The sequence below is a fragment of the Methanosarcina baikalica genome (assembly GCF_031461075.1).
Taxonomy (GTDB): domain Archaea; phylum Halobacteriota; class Methanosarcinia; order Methanosarcinales; family Methanosarcinaceae; genus Methanosarcina; species Methanosarcina baikalica.
Genome location: NZ_JAVKPK010000047.1, coordinates 1 through 18,819 on the forward strand (window position 1 = coordinate 1; position 18,819 = coordinate 18,819).

General features: G+C 37.4%; 16 protein-coding genes and 2 pseudogenes. 10 read left to right on the plus strand and 8 right to left on the minus strand.

Translation table 11 applies throughout. The features are described from left to right. Positions 1–289: hypothetical protein (locus RG963_RS11345; RefSeq protein ID WP_310576393.1), on the minus strand; the 289-nt coding region annotated here is incomplete at its 3' end. A 779-nt stretch (positions 290–1,068) separates the two neighbouring features. Further along, entirely contained in the window at positions 1,069–1,608 is a 540-nt protein-coding gene (locus RG963_RS11350; protein WP_310576394.1) for a DUF1673 family protein, read from the minus strand. A gap of 67 nt (positions 1,609–1,675) precedes the next feature. Here RG963_RS11350 and RG963_RS11355 point away from each other — a divergent pair. Next, a pseudogene (locus tag RG963_RS11355) lies at positions 1,676–1,819 on the plus strand (IS256 family transposase); the annotation flags it as partial. Between the two features lie 191 nt (positions 1,820–2,010). Here the strand turns inward: RG963_RS11355 and RG963_RS11360 are convergent. The 4 genes and pseudogenes from RG963_RS11360 to RG963_RS11380 all read right to left on the minus strand — a co-directional run. Next, entirely contained in the window at positions 2,011–2,724 is a 714-nt protein-coding gene (locus RG963_RS11360) for a LolA family protein (RefSeq protein ID WP_310576395.1), read from the minus strand. A gap of 100 nt (positions 2,725–2,824) precedes the next feature. Further along, on the minus strand, positions 2,825–3,841 hold the full coding sequence (locus tag RG963_RS11365; RefSeq protein WP_310576396.1) for a cytochrome c biogenesis CcdA family protein: 1,017 nt from the start codon (positions 3,839–3,841) through the stop codon (positions 2,825–2,827). A gap of 398 nt (positions 3,842–4,239) precedes the next feature. Continuing rightward, a complete protein-coding gene (locus RG963_RS11370; RefSeq protein WP_310576397.1) occupies positions 4,240–5,037 on the minus strand; it encodes a halocin C8-like domain-containing protein in 798 nt (265 codons plus the stop codon). Between the two features lie 756 nt (positions 5,038–5,793). Further along, positions 5,794–6,402: pseudogene (locus RG963_RS11380) on the minus strand (IS1 family transposase); the annotation flags it as partial. 741 nt (positions 6,403–7,143) lie between these two features. Here RG963_RS11380 and RG963_RS11385 point away from each other — a divergent pair. Beyond that, a complete protein-coding gene (locus RG963_RS11385; RefSeq protein WP_310576398.1) occupies positions 7,144–7,440 on the plus strand; it encodes a hypothetical protein in 297 nt (98 codons plus the stop codon). A gap of 42 nt (positions 7,441–7,482) precedes the next feature. Here RG963_RS11385 and gltA read toward each other — a convergent pair whose 3' ends face one another. After that, a complete protein-coding gene (gene gltA, locus RG963_RS11390) occupies positions 7,483–8,892 on the minus strand; it encodes an NADPH-dependent glutamate synthase (protein ID WP_310576399.1) in 1,410 nt (469 codons plus the stop codon). 16 nt (positions 8,893–8,908) lie between these two features. After that, positions 8,909–9,754 carry a sulfide/dihydroorotate dehydrogenase-like FAD/NAD-binding protein gene (locus RG963_RS11395; protein ID WP_310576400.1) on the minus strand — a complete coding sequence of 282 codons (846 nt, stop codon included), beginning with the start codon at positions 9,752–9,754 and terminating at the stop codon, positions 8,909–8,911. A gap of 579 nt (positions 9,755–10,333) precedes the next feature. On the opposite strand from RG963_RS11395, the gene RG963_RS11400 reads away from it, so the two are divergent. The 8 genes from RG963_RS11400 (at position 10,334) to RG963_RS11435 (ending at position 18,685) form a co-directional block, all read left to right on the plus strand. Further along, positions 10,334–10,474 carry a hypothetical protein gene (locus RG963_RS11400; RefSeq protein ID WP_310576401.1) on the plus strand — a complete coding sequence of 47 codons (141 nt, stop codon included), beginning with the start codon at positions 10,334–10,336 and terminating at the stop codon, positions 10,472–10,474. A 733-nt stretch (positions 10,475–11,207) separates the two neighbouring features. Then, positions 11,208–12,584 (plus strand): mannose-1-phosphate guanylyltransferase/mannose-6-phosphate isomerase, encoded by a 1,377-nt coding sequence (locus RG963_RS11405; RefSeq protein WP_310576402.1) that lies wholly within the window; start codon positions 11,208–11,210, stop codon positions 12,582–12,584. A gap of 89 nt (positions 12,585–12,673) precedes the next feature. Then, positions 12,674–13,729: a GDP-mannose 4,6-dehydratase gene (gene gmd / locus RG963_RS11410; RefSeq protein ID WP_310576403.1), complete on the plus strand. Its 1,056-nt coding sequence runs from the start codon at positions 12,674–12,676 to the stop codon at positions 13,727–13,729. 15 nt (positions 13,730–13,744) lie between these two features. Then, positions 13,745–14,683: a GDP-L-fucose synthase gene (gene fcl, locus RG963_RS11415; protein WP_310576404.1), complete on the plus strand. Its 939-nt coding sequence runs from the start codon at positions 13,745–13,747 to the stop codon at positions 14,681–14,683. 76 nt (positions 14,684–14,759) lie between these two features. After that, a complete protein-coding gene (locus tag RG963_RS11420) occupies positions 14,760–15,596 on the plus strand; it encodes an ABC transporter permease (RefSeq protein ID WP_310576405.1) in 837 nt (278 codons plus the stop codon). Positions 15,597–15,598: 2 nt separating this feature from the next. Next, positions 15,599–16,870: an ABC transporter ATP-binding protein gene (locus RG963_RS11425; protein ID WP_310576406.1), complete on the plus strand. Its 1,272-nt coding sequence runs from the start codon at positions 15,599–15,601 to the stop codon at positions 16,868–16,870. Between the two features lie 24 nt (positions 16,871–16,894). Continuing rightward, the gene (locus tag RG963_RS11430) at positions 16,895–17,716 is read left to right on the plus strand and encodes a class I SAM-dependent methyltransferase (RefSeq protein ID WP_310576407.1); all 822 of its coding nucleotides are present in this window, start codon (positions 16,895–16,897) and stop codon (positions 17,714–17,716) included. 90 nt (positions 17,717–17,806) lie between these two features. Further along, the gene (locus RG963_RS11435) at positions 17,807–18,685 is read left to right on the plus strand and encodes a glycosyltransferase family 2 protein (RefSeq protein ID WP_310576408.1); all 879 of its coding nucleotides are present in this window, start codon (positions 17,807–17,809) and stop codon (positions 18,683–18,685) included. The last annotated feature ends 134 nt before the right edge of the window (positions 18,686–18,819 follow it).

The window sequence follows — 18,819 nt, forward strand, 5'->3', positions numbered from 1 at the left end:
TAAAATTTTGAAGTTTTCTTATCACTTCATCATTTTGCTTAAACACGATATCCTGACCTTCTGTATAAATGGAGGGATTGCCTTCGATGAAATATAATGAATGTGCAAGTGGGGAAGAATAAGGGCCTTTTAAATACCACTTAAATCCATAACCAAGTGAAAGCCCCGTGAATGATTGAAGTAGATAAATTATTTTTTGATACTTAAGTCGATTGTCAAACTCAGACATATTTGGTTTTCCAACTTTTAATACCTCAAAAACCCTACACAGTGCTCTCTCTGCAGACATCTATCTTCCCCTATTATATTATATTTTATATACGTGTACGTTTTTGTGTACTTGTATATACATCTATTGTTTTAATTCGGTTTAATCCTAAACGAAATTACTATCGGTAGCTGATTTAAATACAAAATTAAGGATAAAATGTAAGTATAAAATCGTTTCTAGATAATTTAATTAATCTCTTGTAAATCTAACTTTACTAGATTTTTATACATTTCTACTAATATATAACTTTCTAACTTATTTTGAAAATTTGCGTGATTGTTTTTATATATTTTATTTTTTATTTATACTATCTAATATTGTTTATTAATTTCTTCCAGTTGAATATAAGTGAGAACTTCGCGGAGTGAAAGTAATGGTTCATCTTATATCTTTGTATCTTTTGGGCGAATTTAACATTTTTAATATATTTTTATGTCAATCATTCTAATTGAAACTCTACAAAATCCGAAAAACCCCCTCAGCCTTACACTTGCACCATAGGTTTCATGGTATAACCTATGGATATTCTAAAAGTTTCAGATTTCTGAAAAATTACAAAATACTTTTCATGCGTCTTCGGTTAAGTGAGGAATCATTACAAATTGGATTCATTCCCATAACATATGTTCAAAATTTAGATAGACTTTGAACTGGAACAGGGTATCGATTTTAGGTAAACAGGCTAAAATTTGAGGCCAATTTCTGATGTAAAATCGATAGCCTTCAGGCAAGAAAATTCCTTAACCAATGACCAATGAAATTCCCCTGGGTTACTTACCCCCAATATTAACAGATTTTTATTTTCTCTCGATTATAACATACGATTTTTTCCATCTTCCGTATTTTTTGTCAAAATAAATGGTTTTATGATTCATTTTCTCCCAATATTTTATTTGGAAATAACTAAGCCAAATATAGATAAGTAAACCCACATTGAGCGAAAGTATTGCTTGCCAAGCTAGTTCTTTACCAACAATGATACGAAGGAAAAAATAAAACAAAAATATAATTATGAATACAATACCTATTTTCTCATTTGAATAGTCAATGACTGGTTGCTTTACCAGGTCATCATATTTTTGCATTTGAGTTTCCCAGCAAAATGCAAAGTAAATTAGGGCAATGAAAAATCCAGCAAGTAAAAAGATCAGGTTTATGCCTATCTGACGAAGTATCAGGAGATACATAAACGTAATAAAAATAGCAGGCAGGAGAATTCGAGTACTTTCTTTTCCAAGCCATCCCAGATTTTTCATATATCCACCTTTTTCAAGGCTAATGTGCCGTTTAGCTTCATTTGCTTTGGCGTTAAGACACACCAGCCCATCAGTTTTCATATATTTTTGTAATTATTCAGGTATTGTCGGCGCTCCGGCAGTGTACCGAAAGTTCTGTAAAATATGATTGACTCTGTATCCTTTTCTTTTCACCACAACAAAACAGGATGCAGAGTCAATGGTTAATTTATTCTCACTCATAAAAGATTATCTTGTCGATCAGGAAGATGGAATTCGCCAGTTAATTACTTGGTTTTTAAACCTTGCAATGGGAATGAATACAATTTATCATGATTCCTCACTTAACCGAAGACGCATGAGGGGAATTTCAATCCTAAGCTATCTCAATAGATAAGAGAAAGTGGTTGTCCGCTTTCCCTCTCCCGACGAACGGAGCGTAAAAGTTTCCCTTTACTCCGCTGGTACATTTCTACCTTTTTAGGTGTCAGCCAAGAAAATTGCTCAAAGCAATTGTTTGGGGTTAGTTTCCCCCACATCCAATATTTTTGCGCCTTTTGGAACCTCGAATTTAAATTCAGAATCTGGGATTCCTGTGTTAACTTTAAGGTCTCGAATCTCTAATTTCATTGTCAGATTCCCAGTGCCATTATAAATTTCAGACTTAAGAGGCATCCATGTTTCCTGATCTACCCATATTTTTGTCTTATATGTCAACTTGTTATCTCCATCTGTTTCTTTTGGAGTTGTTTCCAGCAGATAAGTGGTTCTTCCATCTATATTTTCCACCCCAAGTAGTGTTATGTTTGTATCATTCAGAAATTCTTCAATAATATTGACATAATCATTTCTCGTAGATTCGGGGACTTTGGAAAGCGTTATTTTTGTGACCATATTTGTATCTGGGATATAAATCCACAGGAATTTCCCATCTGAAACACTGACTGTTTGATTTTGTTCACCGATTTTTGTTGAAATACTTTTAAACATATTAGGCTTTTTAAACATAGTTTTATATTCAATTTCCTCAGTTTTTTCTCCGATATAGGAGGTCGTGTGCATTGTATGTGAAAAATCTTGAGTGCTGTTTTCTTTATCTAGTATATGGGATGTAATTTCTTCTGCACTTAGGTTTTTTTCCGTGCAACCTGAAGCATAAAGGATTACAACTATGAAAGTTAGCACAAATATTGATCTAAATTTTTTCGTTGTTATCATATTACTCATCCCTCAACAGGTAATTTTTTCTTTAAATATATTGTAAAAATCATAAGCCTGGAAACATTAGCAATTATTGAAGTATCTTTTAAAATTGAGTTTAAAGCATTATCCATAAACCAAGTAATATAAGCATAAATCCACTGATTTTTTTCAAGTATATTTTATATGAACGAATTTGTTTAGATAGAGTATAGCCTCCTATCAAGCCAATTCCAATAAAAGGTGTCAATACTCCAGCACTGAAAGAAAGCAACAGGATTAGATTATTTACCGTTCCACTCGTGATCGTTTTATTGAGCAACACAAGGAGCATTGGAGTAGTACAAGGAACTTTTACAAACGAAAATAATATCCCAAGGAAAAAAATTCCACCAAAAGTACTCGCATATCTCCTAACAGAGTTTCGGAAATAGTTCTCCAGAGCAACAGGTGATTTTAAGATTTCCAGAAGGTTTAATCCAATAAGAATTATAATTATGCCTGTAATGTAAGAAAAACTTTCTAAACTAGGAATTGATTTTCTAAAAGAGAGCAAACATAGACCTAAAACTATATAAGAACTCACCAGTCCTAGTCCAAATACCATTGCACGTAACATACCATTTTTTGTGCTACTGCTAGTTCCTGCAGTGAAGCTTAACAGAAACCCCAGTATAGCCATTAGACACGGTGATAAACCTGCAAGAAAACCAAGTGAATAGGCAAATGGCAAATTCAGGTTTATATTTATATACCCATTGTTTTGTTCGCCTCTCTTTATATTTTCTGTAGTGTGATTGATAGCTTTTTTTTCATTCGCTAGATATTCGTTAATTGATACCCTTAGCCTTTCTTCAGTAATCTTTTTTTTGGGAATTTTTGTTTCGTTATTTATCACAATAGCTGGAACTTCAACAAAACCATATTTGTTCCATTGGTTGAAACCATCAGCAGTACTGGTTTCAATTTTTGATATAACAACACTGCTATTATTATATTGAGTTTCTATTCGATCAACAATTGGATCGGTTACTTCACAATCAGGGCAACCTTTTTGATGAAAATATTGGATTGTGACTGGATTTGCATAGGCATTCGGTATAAAAATAAAACAAATAACTGTTAGTAAGCTCATAATATGTAAAGTCTTTCTCATGAGAATCACTATTATGGACACAATGCATTGCATAATTCCAATACACTTTCTGCAGTAAATTTAGTATTTTCATAATTTTTCCTGTTATCGATTTTCGTCTTAACATTAATTTTTGTACTTTTATGCAGAAGTCAACTATAAGATGTATTATAGAGACCAAAAATCGATATCATTTAATTTTCACCAAGTTCCCCAAGTATCAATTATTTTTAACATATTTCAAGAACGTTATCAGGAAAATTATTGATTTTCTAAAAAATACTGCGTAATGTGAGTTCTAATAAATATTCCTTTCAGTAATTTATTTAATAAATATTTTCTCAGTGTAGAAGATTACAATGAAAAAAAAAATGTTTTTTATTGTAATCTTCTAAATGTTAGCAATAACCTAAAAGTACACATGAAGTATAATCATCCATACCACATCCCCATTGGCCTACTCCATAGCACACTGCACTTGCAACTACTACACATGCAAGTCCACCAATGCCGGATGCTAATCCTGCTGCTAAGCATAGACCGTACATACCAACACCACAGCCAATAGCACATGCCCAATCCCATAAAGCCATGCATCCACTGCACGTTACACTTGAAGTTGTTGCTTTAATTACATTACCAAGGGGACTCGTGGAAGCTATAGTAAATGCGGAATTTATTCTATCTTTAGCTCCAACACCAAGTACGCTATCTGTAGTAACAGTTTCAGTTTCGATATTATTTCCTTTTACAGTTAATGCGTCAACGGATGTCGGGAATAGATCCTCATCTCTATGGGTAATTATTGCTTGAACTTTGATAATTTTATTATCTTTTATCCCAGCAAGAATCCCAACCTGAGAATTATCTGTGCTTGTAAATGGTATTATTAGTTCTTTTATTACTCCTGGCAAAAGGCTATCATTTGCTAAAGTTACATTCATCCCTGTTGTATCTTTTGTATTTAGCTTATATCCTCTTGATGTCAATTCTTTTGTTAGTTTCTCTACCCTCGCATCTTTTGAAACAACTGGCAAATAATTATTAATTTCATTAGAATCCAACTTCGCAATCGTTGTAATGTATTTCAGACCATTAGAGCAGTTTGGACAATTTACAGATATCTGCGTTTTTGTTCCAGCTGGACATGCTAACACAGGCGTTACTAGTATCATACCTATAACGAGTATTATCATAGAAAGCCCGCTAATTTTTAGAGTTTTGCTACTTAATTTCAATTATTTCACCTCTAAAATTTTGTTAAAGAGGCAAGAAACAAACTTTAAAGTAGGTCTAAAGTCATCTATTTCTTGCCTTTGGCTTATGGAGTTCAATGTGTATTGCAAACTCAATTTGAACTCCATAAACTACTTCCATTTGATGATTTATAAATCCATGTTGAGAAATTTTTAAATTCACTACTTTTCACAGTCTTTCAGAATTAGTTTCAATCGTATAGGTAAAGAAGTAAATTTTCATATGATATAAAACTTAAAAAACTTGACTAAGTTTTAAAAAACATATTCAGAAAACTATAATGGTGTTTGAAATAAGCAATAACATTACAAATTATTTATTTATTTAGAAAATACTCCCTTGAATTTAAAGAGGCTACTGTTTTAAGTTTATAATTATTACTAATCTTCGATTGTTAGAGAATTTGCATAGAAGATATTTATACTATCACGAATGCTATTTATTTAACTTTTAAAATAAATAAATGGTGTTCCTATTATAGTTAGTTTATTTTATGGTGTTGTTAACCAAACATAGTTAGCTCTTTATTTCTGAATTTCATTAATAGAAGAACAGAATACTTTAGCATTTCAAGACTCTTAGGAATAATAAACATATAACTTCAAATTTTAAGTTCGGGAATTGCTCTATAGTTTCACTTCCCCAAATAATCATTCATGGTAACAAAAATCCTTGACATTATATTTGAATCATTCCTTAGTATAACACTTTGTCTTTCTTCTCAACCTTGCCAGAAAGTGCCTCAATATGCTGTTATATCCTTCAACAGTATACGTTTCTGCTTTTGATTGAGTGTGAATCTTTTCTGGAAGAAACTCTGCATATGCCTTCCAATGATCAGTCATCACTTTTTCAATCTCTTTTTTCTCTAATTTTTCCCAGAGTTGTTTCCCAGTTTCCGTTCCTCTACTACCAAAAGAGCAGTTGATGAACTTTTTCCCAACTCTATCAACAGCAATCCAGATCCAGCAATATTTTTTTTGTTACCGATGTAAGTATGCATTTCATCCATTTCAACAATAGATATCTCATTTTCGCTTTTTAGTTCCTCTAACTCCTGACCAAACTTCTTTATCCATTTTTGGACAGAAACATGACTTACCCCTAAAAACCGTCCTATTGAGCGAAATCCTAATCTTTCAAGATAGAGTTGCAAAGCCTGTCTTTTAACAGAAGCAGAGCTAGCAGTTGATTTTATCTCTACTGAATAGTTATATCCACAATCATGGCATTTATAGCGTTGACGGCCATCAACTAGACCGTTCTTTTTGTGAGTGGCACTTCTTACATCTTGGGCAGTCCATGCCGAAATATAGTGTCTCATAATAGATAACTATTGTTAAGTACCAATGCCTATTTTATATATTAAACTTGGTATATATGGTTCCGTTGCAAAAAATTCAGCATGCTACCTGTCTAAAATATGCTTACATTAAAATGTTCCATTGGAAACATACCAAAGTAACTTTTGAGGGAAATTAAAGGTTTAAGTTCAAAAATGAGATTTTCTACTCAAAACACTATTCGTATGAAAATCAATCTCATTTATGATACTGAACTTATATATCCGATAAGATTTTACCTTTCCTTCGGGTGGAAATCAGTTAATTCATGTAAGTGCCCCAATTTCAGAAATTTCCTTCATTTTTGACCAAGTTTTGTTAACTCAATTGAAAATATCGATATCGGCTAACACTTGCTATGTGTTTTTGTTTAATGTCATTCCAAAGACTATGTAATGGTTTTAAAAAACCGTGATCAGAAGGCTTAATATTTTGAAGAGCTGTATTTTCCCTTCGATAACCCCGTTATCAAATGCAAAAAAAGGTATTAGGACTTACGCACTTGAAGTACCAAATCAACTGCAGTAGGCTTACAACTTCCTGAAATTCAAATTCTAAATCTGATGGCTACTGTGCTTGATTTTGAATCTGAAGTGCGTAAGTCCTAGGTATAAGAAACAGATAGGCAATGGGAATTTACAGAACTTTTGTTACGCTGCCTATCAACATGCAGATGAAGCTGACATTGTGAAGGGAATTTGCATGCAAGTTTGGCCCATCAAGTTTGAAAGTAAAATTTCTGCAGAAAACATGGATAAATTTATGAATGATATAAAATCCGGTAAGGGCAAACCAAAATTTCTTCCTGTTTCAGAAATTCCTGCAATTCGGTCTCTTGCAAAACAGTCTTATTATCAAAAAAAAGCAATGGAGTTATTCAATGGGGTGCATGATTTTTTGATTGATATATACAAGCTTTATTTTAAAGAGTGGGAGTACCAGGAATACAATCCAAAATATGGGACAGGTCTCGAAAAAGTTGAACATTATAAGATTTAATTCTCACTGATAAAATAAAGTGGAAACCAGAATATTCCGGTTTCATTTTTCTTTTAAATATTCGTCAATTGCCTTTGCTGCTTTTTTACCTGCACCCATTGCACTGATCACGGTTGCTGCACCTGTAACCACATCTCCTCCAGCAAAGACTCCGCACTTGGATGTTGCCCCGGTTTCCTCGTCTGCAACTACAGTGCCCCTGTTGTTCTGCTCAAGACCTTCCGAACCTTTGAAAATAATCGGGTTCGGAGAAGTGCCGATTGCAATAACCACAACATCTGCAGGGATTGTAAATTCCGAGCCATCTACAGGGACAGGGCTTCTTCGACCGGATTTGTCGGGCTCGCCAAGTTCCATTTTGACGCATTCGACGGCTGTAACATTGAACTTCTCGTCGCCGAGGATGCGGACAGGGTTTGTAAGGAGCCTGAAAATTATGCCTTCTTCTTTAGCGTGCTCGATTTCTTCCCTGCGGGCTGGCATTTCGTCTTCCCCGCGGCGGTAGACTATATTAACCTCTTTGGCACCCAGGCGGAGAGCAGAGCGGGCAGAGTCCATTGCTACGTTTCCGCCTCCAACCACGACAACGTGATTCCCGCGCCTGACTCTGGTTTCATAGAGAGGGTCATAAGCTTTCATGAGATTTACGCGGGTCAGGAACTCGTTTGCGGAATATACGCCGTTGAAGTTTTCTCCCGGGATTCCCATAAAGCTTGGGAGGCCTGCGCCCGTGCCCAGGAAAACAGCGTCGAACTCATCACAGAGCTCGTCTAAGGTTTTGATTCTGCCGATTATATAGTTGGGCCTGAACTCGACCCCGAGCTGCTTAATATATTCGACTTCCTGCCGCACAATTTCTTTTGGCAGCCTGAACTCGGGGATGCCGTAACTCAGCACCCCGCCTGCTTTATGCAGGGACTCAAAAATTGTCACTTTATGGCCTAGCTTTGCGAGGTCTGCTGCGGCAGTAAGACCTGCAGGCCCTGAGCCTACAACAGCTACTGTCTTTCCCGTGGGCTCTGGGATTTCAGGAACCTTTACGCCTTTCTGGTGCTCATAATCGGCACAGAAACGTTCGAGCCTGCCGATAGCCACAGGCTGTCCTTTCTTTCCGAGTACGCAGAGAGCTTCGCACTGAGTTTCCTGAGGGCAGACGCGGCCGCAGATCGCAGGAAGGGCATTTGTGCCTTTAATCTTCTCGATCGCTCCTGCAAAATCTCCCTCGCAGACCAGCTTGATAAAACCCGGAATATCCACATTCACAGGGCAGCCTTCGACACACTTAGGGTCTTTGCAGGAGAGACAGCGGGAGGCCTCGGCAAGAGCGTCTTCTTTCCTGTAGCCGAGAGTTACTTCGTTAAAATTCATTCTGCGAACGTCAGCAGGCTGTTCGGGCATGGGGGTTCTTTCTTTCTTTGCTTTTCCGGTTTTTTCATCGTGTAATTCTTGCATTTTTCATCCCCTCCTTTCAGTGCAGTCCGCATCTGCATTCTTCTTCATACTTTTCCACGGCTTTTGTCTCTTCGCCGCGGTAAATTGCAAGCCTGTTCATGAGTTCTATAAAGTCAACCTTCCGTGCGTCAAATTCAGGCCCGTCAACGCAGGTAAATTTCGTTTTTCCGTCAACTGTAACCCTGCAGCCCCCGCACATGCCGGTCCCGTCCACCATAATGGAATTAAGACTGACCAGGATTTCAACATCATAGGGGGAAGCTACTCCAGCCCCGACCTTCATCATGATTGGTGGTCCGATTATTACAACCCTTGAAACCTTTTCGCCGCTGTCCAGAATCCTTTTCATGATATCGGTCACAAATCCGTGATGTCCTTTTGACCCGTCATCGGTTGCGATATACAGTTCGGTACTGGCTTTTCCCATTTCGTCTTCAAGGATCAGAAGATCTTTGTTTCGGGCTCCTATAATGGAAATTACCCGGTTGCCTTCTTTAGTATAAGCTTTTGCCTGGGGGTAAATAGGGGCAACTCCTACTCCTCCTCCTACAAGAATAACGGTGCCGAGTTTCCTGATATCGGCAGGAGTCCCAAGCGGTCCGACAAAATCTTCCAGAGATTCCCCTGCGGAAAGCTTTGCAAGCTGTTTTGTAGTCTTGCCCATCTCCTGGAATACCACGGTTACCGTGCCTGTCTCTTTTTCAAAATCGGTAATTGTGAGGGGAATCCTCTCCCCCCTTTCATCAATTCTGAGGATTATGAACTGTCCGGCTTTCGCAGCTTTTGCCACGTCAGGGGCATCTATGACCATCCTGTGCACCGACGGAGCGATTTCTTCCTTTTTCAGTATTTTATATGCCATAGGATCACATTTTCCTTAGTAAAAGCGTGTTTTTGAGCAAATGAATAGGTAAATTTTGATATAGCGGATTTGCACGGGTTTTTTACTCCCGGGCTTTTCCTCCTGGGCGTTCTCCTTATACTGATTAATTGGATATATATTCTCCCAAATAATTTTAATGATTTTGTCTGTCTGGATCATTTTTTGTTATATTCTAAATGCCAGCTCTTTCGACACTCCTATTTTAAAAAGAGCCTGAGTATTCTTCAACTTTTTGACCATGGTTACAATAATTTTATAAATCTAGTGGGTATAATAAATTTAGGGGTAAACCCTCGACGAGGTTCAATCCGGAGTTGGATTCGTGGAAAGGGGGGATAAAGCAGAGATAGTACAAACGATAGCCACATCTTATAACCCGATTTCATAACCAGATCTTATAGCCACATCTGAACTTGAAAGCTTAAAACCTTTGCCGGAAAGGGATATTCGTCTAGTATATAATGTTATGGAGGGCGGGATAATTTCTTTCTGGCAGCCAGATTAAGATGAAAACGTAACGGAAATAAGTTTTACACGCTATATATGGAGGTTAAATAAATGCCGGAAGAAAGAAGAGAAGGTCAAAAGGGAGAAAAATTAGAGAAAGAAGAAGGGGAAGACGTAGCTGACGTCGATCCAATCCATCCGACCGAAGCGCGTGGCGGCAAGAAGAGATCGCTCCTTGATACCTGCAAATAATCTATTATTTTTAATCTATTATTTTTTTATTTTTTTTGGCCGCAATGAATTGAAAATCCGGAATATGGAAGTCGTTCTGGAAGAAGTTGTTCATGGTGCAGAAAGCTGATATAGAATCTTCTGATCCGATGAAAAAAAGCGCGACAGCAGGAAAAAACCTCTCGTAAGCTGTGATATATACGATGAGGAAGAAAAAAGCCTTTTTGAGAAAAAGAGATAAAGCCCTGAATCTTTTTCGGCATCCACGGTGAGGCATCATAAAAAAGTTTGAAATTAGTGATTTTCTTCTATTTTCTTCTATTCTTTTCTATTCTCTTCTATTTTCTTGTCTCTTTATTTTCGCTATTGTTTTCGCAACTTTTACATTGATATATACGCATATCAATATAATTATGCTTGAGAATAAAGTGAGATTTTCTAAAGCCCTTGCAGATGGAACCAGGTTTACCATCCTCTCTTATTTGCTGGAGCACAGTTACTGTACCTTTGATTTTTAATTAAAAACATAGGTTGAATAATCATGTCAATAAAAATGAATTTGAAGATACGGATCCTAAATTAATACTTTCTGACTTCAACACTTTATTGGGCAAAGATTATTTAATAACGTTCTTTATATATTCTTTAATCTTGTGTTTTTCAGCGTATTTATAACCTCTTTATTTCAAAATTGATCTTATACGCCCTGAACAAGACTTTTAAGATTACATTCGTTTTACCTATCTAAAAGGAGATGGCACGCATAAAATCGATAATTCTTGCAGGTGGCTCAGGAACGCGACTCTGGCCTCTAAGCCGGGAAATGTATCCCAAGCAATTTTTAAAGTTTGGCAGTACGTCTCTTTTCCAGGAAACCGTTCTCCGGTGTCTTGAAGTTTCTGATATTTCAGAAATTTTTGTTGTAACGAACGAAGCTCAGAAATTTTTCGTAATCGGACAGATCAAGGAAATCGGGTACTCGATCCCTGCAGAGAATGTTTTAATTGAGCCAGAAGGCAAGAATACACTTCCAGCAATCTTCTTCGGAATGAAAGAGATTGAAAAGAAATTTGGAAAATCCATAGTAGGAGTATTCTCTTCAGATCACGTCCTTGACATAGCTGCAATGAAGACGATTTCTTCGGCTGAAAAGCTGACTTCGGATTATCTGGTCACCTTCGGAGTTGTACCTGTTTTTCCTCATACCGGATACGGTTATATTAAAATCTCGGAAGTCTGTGGACCGGGTTACAGAGTTTCGGACTTTAGAGAAAAGCCGGATTTGGAAACTGCGGAAAAATACATTCAAGAAGGCTGCCTCTGGAATAGCGGTATGTTTCTTTTCGAGACAGGGCTTTTCTTTGAGGAAGTTAAGAAACACACACCGTCTGTTTTCGCCTGTTTTGAGAACGGAAAGGATATTAATGAGATTTATGCAGAGGTGGAGAGGATTTCCATTGACTATGGAATTATGGAAAAGTCAGATAGAGTAGCAGTTGTAAAGCTGGACCAGAAATGGAGCGACCTGGGAAATTTTGAGGCAATCTACGATGAGTTCGAAAAAGACTCCGTAGGAAACGCAATCCACGAATGTGATCCTTTGATGCTTAACTCTGCTGGAAATCTCGTATATTCAAAGTGCGGTAAAATTGTTTCACTCATCGATGTTAAGGACATGGTCATTGTCGATACCAGCGATGCTCTGTTAATCTGCCCCAAATCCAGCAGCCAGAAGGTAAAGGAAATTGTCACAGAGCTTAAAGTCAGGAAAGATGAAAGAGCGTATATAGGGCAGACAGTCTACAGGCCCTGGGGTTCGTACACCTTACTTGAAGCCTCTCCCGAGCATAAAATCAAAAATATCACTGTGCTTCCGGATCATAAGTTAAGCCTCCAGCTTCATTACCACAGAAGTGAACACTGGGTGGTCGTAAAAGGCATGGCGTGTGTGGAAGTGAGCGGACAGCAGTTTTTCCTGAGACCTGGAGAAAGTACTTTTATCAGCGCAGGAGAGAGACACAGGTTGTCCAATCCCGGGAAAATTCCGCTTGAGATTATTGAAGTGCAACTAGGAGAACTTGTGGACGAAGCAGATATTATCAGGTTTGATGATGTATACGGGAGAAACTGAAAAATATTCCGGAGCTGAAGTTTGAATCAAATCTTGATAATATTTTTATGTTTGAGCTTTGTATTAAGTGTCAATATCAGGGAAATAGCATGAAGAAAGTTGCACTAATTACCGGAATAACAGGCCAGGATGGGGCCTACTTAGCTGAATTTCTTCTTAATAAGGGATATACTGTACATGGTATAAAGCGGAGATCCTCTTCATTTAATACTGCAAGGATCGATCATCTTTATAAAGACCCTCATGAAAGAAACGTAAATTTTTTCATGCATTATGGCGACCTTACGGATTCTACCAATCTTATACGCATAATACAGGAAACCCAGCCGGATGAAATTTACAATCTGGCAGCTCAGAGCCATGTCCAGGTATCCTTCGAAACTCCGGAATATACGGCAAATTCCGATGGGCTGGGGACACTGCGCCTTCTGGAAGCCATTAGAATTCTGGGTCTTGAGAAAAAAACAAAATTTTACCAGGCTTCAACCAGTGAACTTTATGGAAAAGTCCAGGAAATTCCCCAGAAAGAAACAACTCCCTTTTATCCGAGAAGTCCGTACGCAATAGCTAAACTGTACGCATACTGGATTACGGTCAACTACCGGGAAGCTTACGATATTTTTGCATGTAATGGTATTTTATTCAACCACGAATCTCCTATCCGGGGGGAGACATTCGTTACCAGAAAAATTACGATGGCTGCCACAAAAATAAAGTATGGATTGCAGGAGAAGCTTTACCTTGGAAATCTTGATGCAAAAAGAGATTGGGGATTTGCAAAAGACTATGTGGAAGCAATGTGGCTGATTCTCCAGCAGGAATCTCCCGAAGATTACGTAATCGCGACAGGAGAAACTCACTCGGTAAGGGAGTTTACGGAATTAGCATTTAAGGAAGTAGGAATCGAAATTTTGTGGAAAGGCAGAGATAGTGAAGAAATAGGAATCGATTCCGGTACAGGCAAAATCCTGGTAGAAATAGATCCAAGGTACTATAGGCCTACAGAAGTAGACTTACTAATTGGAGACCCCTCTAAAGCAAAGGAAAAACTTGGCTGGGAACCTAAAGTAAAATTGGAAGAGCTGGTAAAAATTATGATAAAAGCCGACGAAAAGGCTGTAGAGCAAAATCACTCTTTTGAATGAAGTAAAGGTGGTTATATGGATAAAAGGTCAAAAATTTACTTAGCTGGTCACAGAGGCCTTGTAGGTTCAGCCCTTAAAAGAAAGCTTGAGTCAAAAGGCTACAACAATCTCATTTTCCGCACCCATCGAGAGCTTGACCTGACAAACCAGCAGGCAGTCAATGAATTTTTCGAACAGGAAAAGCCAGAGTATGTCTTTTTAGCCGCCGCAAAAGTCGGTGGAATTCTTGCCAATAATACCTACCCAGCCGAATTTATCTATGAAAATCTTATGATCGAAGCAAATATCATTCATGCTTCGTACAAATACGGCGTAAAAAAACTTCTTTTTCTCGGCTCCTCCTGCATTTATCCCAAACTTGCTACCCAGCCCTTAAAAGAAGAATACCTATTAACCGGTCCCCTGGAAGAAACAAATGAAGCCTATGCAGTTGCAAAGATCGCAGGAATCAGGCTCTGCAAACATTACAACCAGCAATATGGGACTAATTTCATCTCAGTAATGCCGACTAACCTTTACGGCCCGAATGATAATTTTAACCTTGAGACTTCGCATGTGATGCCTGCGCTGATCAGGAAGTTTCATGAATCCAAGGTAAATAACGAATCTGAAGTTGTGATATGGGGTACAGGAAAACCATTCAGGGAATTTCTGCATGTCGATGATATGGCTGATGCCTGTGTTTATTTGATGGAAAACTTTAATGCACATGACATCGGAGAATTTGTCAATATCGGGGTAGGGAAAGATATTACGATAGGCGAATTAGCCGCATTGATCAAAGAAATTGTTGGGTTTGAAGGTGAACTTAAAAAAGATCTTTCAAAACCTGACGGTACTCCGCAGAAACTGCTTGATATTACAAAATTGAGTTCACTTGGATGGAAAGCTAAAATCTCATTGAAAGATGGGATTGAACAAACTTATGAGTGGTATCAAAGTCAAATCAAATAAAGGGTTTGCGAAATATACTGGCTGGGTAATGGAATAGAATGAGGCCGCAGCTAAAAACAGGTAAATGTGTTCTTCTATGACTGAGCATGCAACTGATTACGAACTGGTGATCCGCCCGAAATACGGGCTTCTGGATCTTAACTGGCAGGAACTGAAGGAATACAGGGAGCTTCTTTTCTTTCTTGCCCTGAGGGAAATCAAGATCAGGTACAAGCAGACTATTCTGGGTGCATCCTGGGCATTGTTGCAGCCTTTTTTTACGATGATAGTCTTCACCCTGATCTTCAGCGGGCTAGCACAGATGCCCTCAGACGGAGTGCCTTACCCGCTATTTTCATACTCCGGTCTTCTCCTCTGGACTTATTTTTCGAATGCTCTTTCCCAATCAAGCAACAGCCTTGTTGATAATGCCTCCCTTCTCTCAAAGGTCTATATGCCTAGGATATTCATACCGACTGCCCCATGTCTTTCAGGCCTTGTTGATTATGGAATTGCTATGAGCATTCTCGTAGTGATGATGATATACTACCGTTTTGTACCCGGTATTACAATACTCCTGTTGCCGTTTATTGTGTTAATGACATTCTTACTTGCTTCAGGTATAGGCTACTGGCTCTCATCCATCTGTGTAAAGTACAGGGATGTGAAGTTCGTTCTTCCATTCTTTATCCAGCTTCTTCTTTTTGTATCCCCGGTGATCTACCCTGCAAATATTGTGGGGGAAAACCTGCAGTGGTTGCTATACCTGAATCCTATGACAGGTTTAATAGGTGCTCACCGTGCCTGTTTGCTGGGTCATATTCCTGTGGATTTTGTCGGCCTTGGAATTTCGGTAATGTTAACGATAGTGATCTTTGTGAGCGGAATACTGTACCTCAAGCGTACAGAAAAGTACTTTGCGGATTTGATTTAATTATGGCGTCAAAAAAAGAAGAACCGATAATTGAAGTAAAACATCTCTCTAAACAGTACAGCATCGGTGTGGACACGACGTACAAGACCCTCTCTGAAAGTCTTACCTCTGCTGTGAGGCATCCTTTAAAGACGCTAAAGGACTGCCGCAGACAAAATGATATTTTCTGGGCACTCAAGGACGTGAATTTCGAGGTTGAGCGCGGAGAAGTCGTTGGTATCATCGGCAGGAACGGTGCAGGTAAGAGTACACTTCTTAAAATCCTCTCACGTATTACTTCCCCGACAGAAGGTGAGGTCATAATGCGTGGCCGAGTCGGTAGCCTTCTGGAGGTCGGCACCGGTTTCCACCCTGAGCTTTCAGGTAGGGAGAACATCTATTTTAACGGTTCTATTCTAGGCATGAAGAAGAGAGAGATCGATGAGAAGTTTGACGAGATCGTGAAGTTCTCAGGCGTCGAAAAGTTTCTGGACACACCAGTTAAACGGTATTCAAGCGGGATGCAGGTTCGACTTGCCTTTTCGGTTGCGGCGAATCTCGACCCTGAGATTCTTGTGGTGGACGAGGTGCTTGCTGTAGGAGATGCGTCCTTCCAGAAAAAGTGTTTAGGGAAAATGAGTGAGGTGGCCGAGGGGGGGCGGACGGTGCTGTTTGTCAGTCATAATCTGGATGCGGTTTCCAGCCTATGTAGTAAGGGGATATTATTAGATTCAGGAAGTATTTCCTATCAAGGTGAAATCAGTAAAACAATTTCATATTATAATAATATTGTAGATATTCCTCTCTCTGTTGAGAACTGTGCCAAAAGGGGAGGTTCTGGGGGAATAAAAATAAACAATGTTTGGATAAGTACCGAACGAAATGAAAAAACGAATAAAATAACTTCAAGTGAAATAGTCTTTTTGAATTTAGAAGCAATTGTTGAGCCAGAATATCAAAATAATAAAAAACTAACTGTAGGGTTTGGTATAGATTCTTTTGAAGGACAAAGACTTTTTACATGTGTTTCATCATGGGAAAATAAAGAAATTATTACTAAAGGTGAAAAACTTGAAGTTAGTTGTCGTCTTTTTAGTATACCGCTTATTCCAGGGAAGTATTTAATAAGTGCATCAATTGGTTACCAGTTGGACACTTTAGATTATGTAGGGCATTGTACCTATTTTGAGATATATGAAAATGACACATCTTTTTCTATTAATAGAACAAAGGATCATGGGTTTCTAAATTTTCCCTATAAGTTTGATTATATTGCATTTGATAATTCTATTTAATTAATTCTGACTTTGAGGTATAGGATGTTTAATAGAGCAGATAATACATATGATATTAATCCCGAAATTATAGAAAATATTCTTAAAGATGAAATTAATCCGTTGAACAGGATATCTCATCTAATTCCGGATGGTTCTAAAGTTTTAGATATCGGTGCTGGGAACGGTCTGCTCGCGCTTGTCTTATTGAAAAATCATAGTAAGATAATTGTTGATGGAATTGAACCGAATCCATATGCATCCAGCCTTGCAAAAAAAAACTATCGGAACTTTTATTGTGGATTTGCTCAAAATTTCAAGGAAATAATACTTCAAGAAGATTATGATTTTATTATTATGGCTGATGTGATTGAACACATTAATGATCCTCTGAGTTTTTTGCTAGATTTATGTTCAGACCTTTCGAAAAAGACTAAAATAATATTATCTGTTCCAAATGTTGCATTTGGGGCTGTAAGAATTTCCTTGTTAAACGGCGAATTCAATTATGTTGACTCTGGAATTCTGGAAAAGACTCATTTGCGTTTTTTCACCCTAAAAACCATAGAGATGATGATTTCTAATCTAAATATGAACATTGAAAAACTTTATTTCCTTCAGAGAAATATATTTAATGGAGAACTTGACTTAGAGAAGTTTGGATTTAATTTGTGTTACCTTTCCAATATATTTAAAGATGAATTGGCATCGACATATCAATTTCTCTTGGTACTAACTAAAGAACAAGTGACAACCGACAAAAGATATTTTGGAGACAAAAATAAGAGTCCTGCGATCAGTTATATTTTCAAAAAGTTTGGGGCAATTAAGTTACTCCGAAAAGTAAAAATCAAGAAGGAACAGTAAAAATTAACAACTCAATGGAATTCCCCTAACTCACAGATATTGATGAAACTGATGCATGTTAACAGCGTAATAAATTGTGAGGTCTTAGTTTTGTCCCATCCAAAAGTTTCGATATGTATCCCTACTTACAAACAACCTGATTTTTTTCGTAGAGCTCTACAGTCGGTTTTTGTTCAATCATTTGATGACTATGAAGTAATCATAACGGATGATTCTCCTGATGAGTCAGTGGAACATGTCGTAAAAGAATTCCAACCTAATATAAAGTTAAAATACTATAGAAATAAAGAAAGAAAAGGCTCGCCTGAAAACTGGAACGAAGCAATTAGGCTTGCTTCTGGTGAATACATTAAAATTTTACATCACGATGATTGGTTTCCAGACAAAAACAGTTTGATTGAATTTGTAAAAATGCTGGATGAGAATCCAAATGCAGATTTTGCTTTTTGTTCATCTTTAGTTTGTGGTCCAGACCAAAAAGTAAAATATCTACATCTTCCTACAGAAAAACAATTAAGTAAATTGAGATCTAGCTCTAACTATTTGTTCCCCAAAAATATCGTCGGTGCTCCAAGTGCTACTATATATAGAAGCAAATTGAACAAAAGATTTGATATCAGATTAAAGTGGGTTGTTGATATTGATTTTTATATTAGCGTTCTAAAAGATAACAAAAACTTCATTTTTTGTTCCAATCCGTTAGTATGCACTACTGACGGTGCACCTCATCAAGTCACAAGTGAATGCCAAAACGACAAAAATATAGAGTTATTTGAATGGTTTTATCTATATGATAAAATTAAAAAATATCCAATAATTGATTTTAGAAATTTCGTTTTTTTCTGGAACCTGCTATATAAATACAAAGTTAGATCTGTCGGCGAAATTAAAGAACTAGGAATTCAATTCCCCCCTCAGATTTTAGAAGCGATAGTACAATTGCAGAAAATCTTATGCACGTTTAGATAAAGTTTAGAATAAGTAATTAATTTAATGAAGTCCTCTCGACTTCAGGTAGAGGTATCTTGAAAGATATCAATATCTTTCGACATTATTATGAACTTACTGTAAATTTGAGGTCACATTGTTACATATTGTTTTTA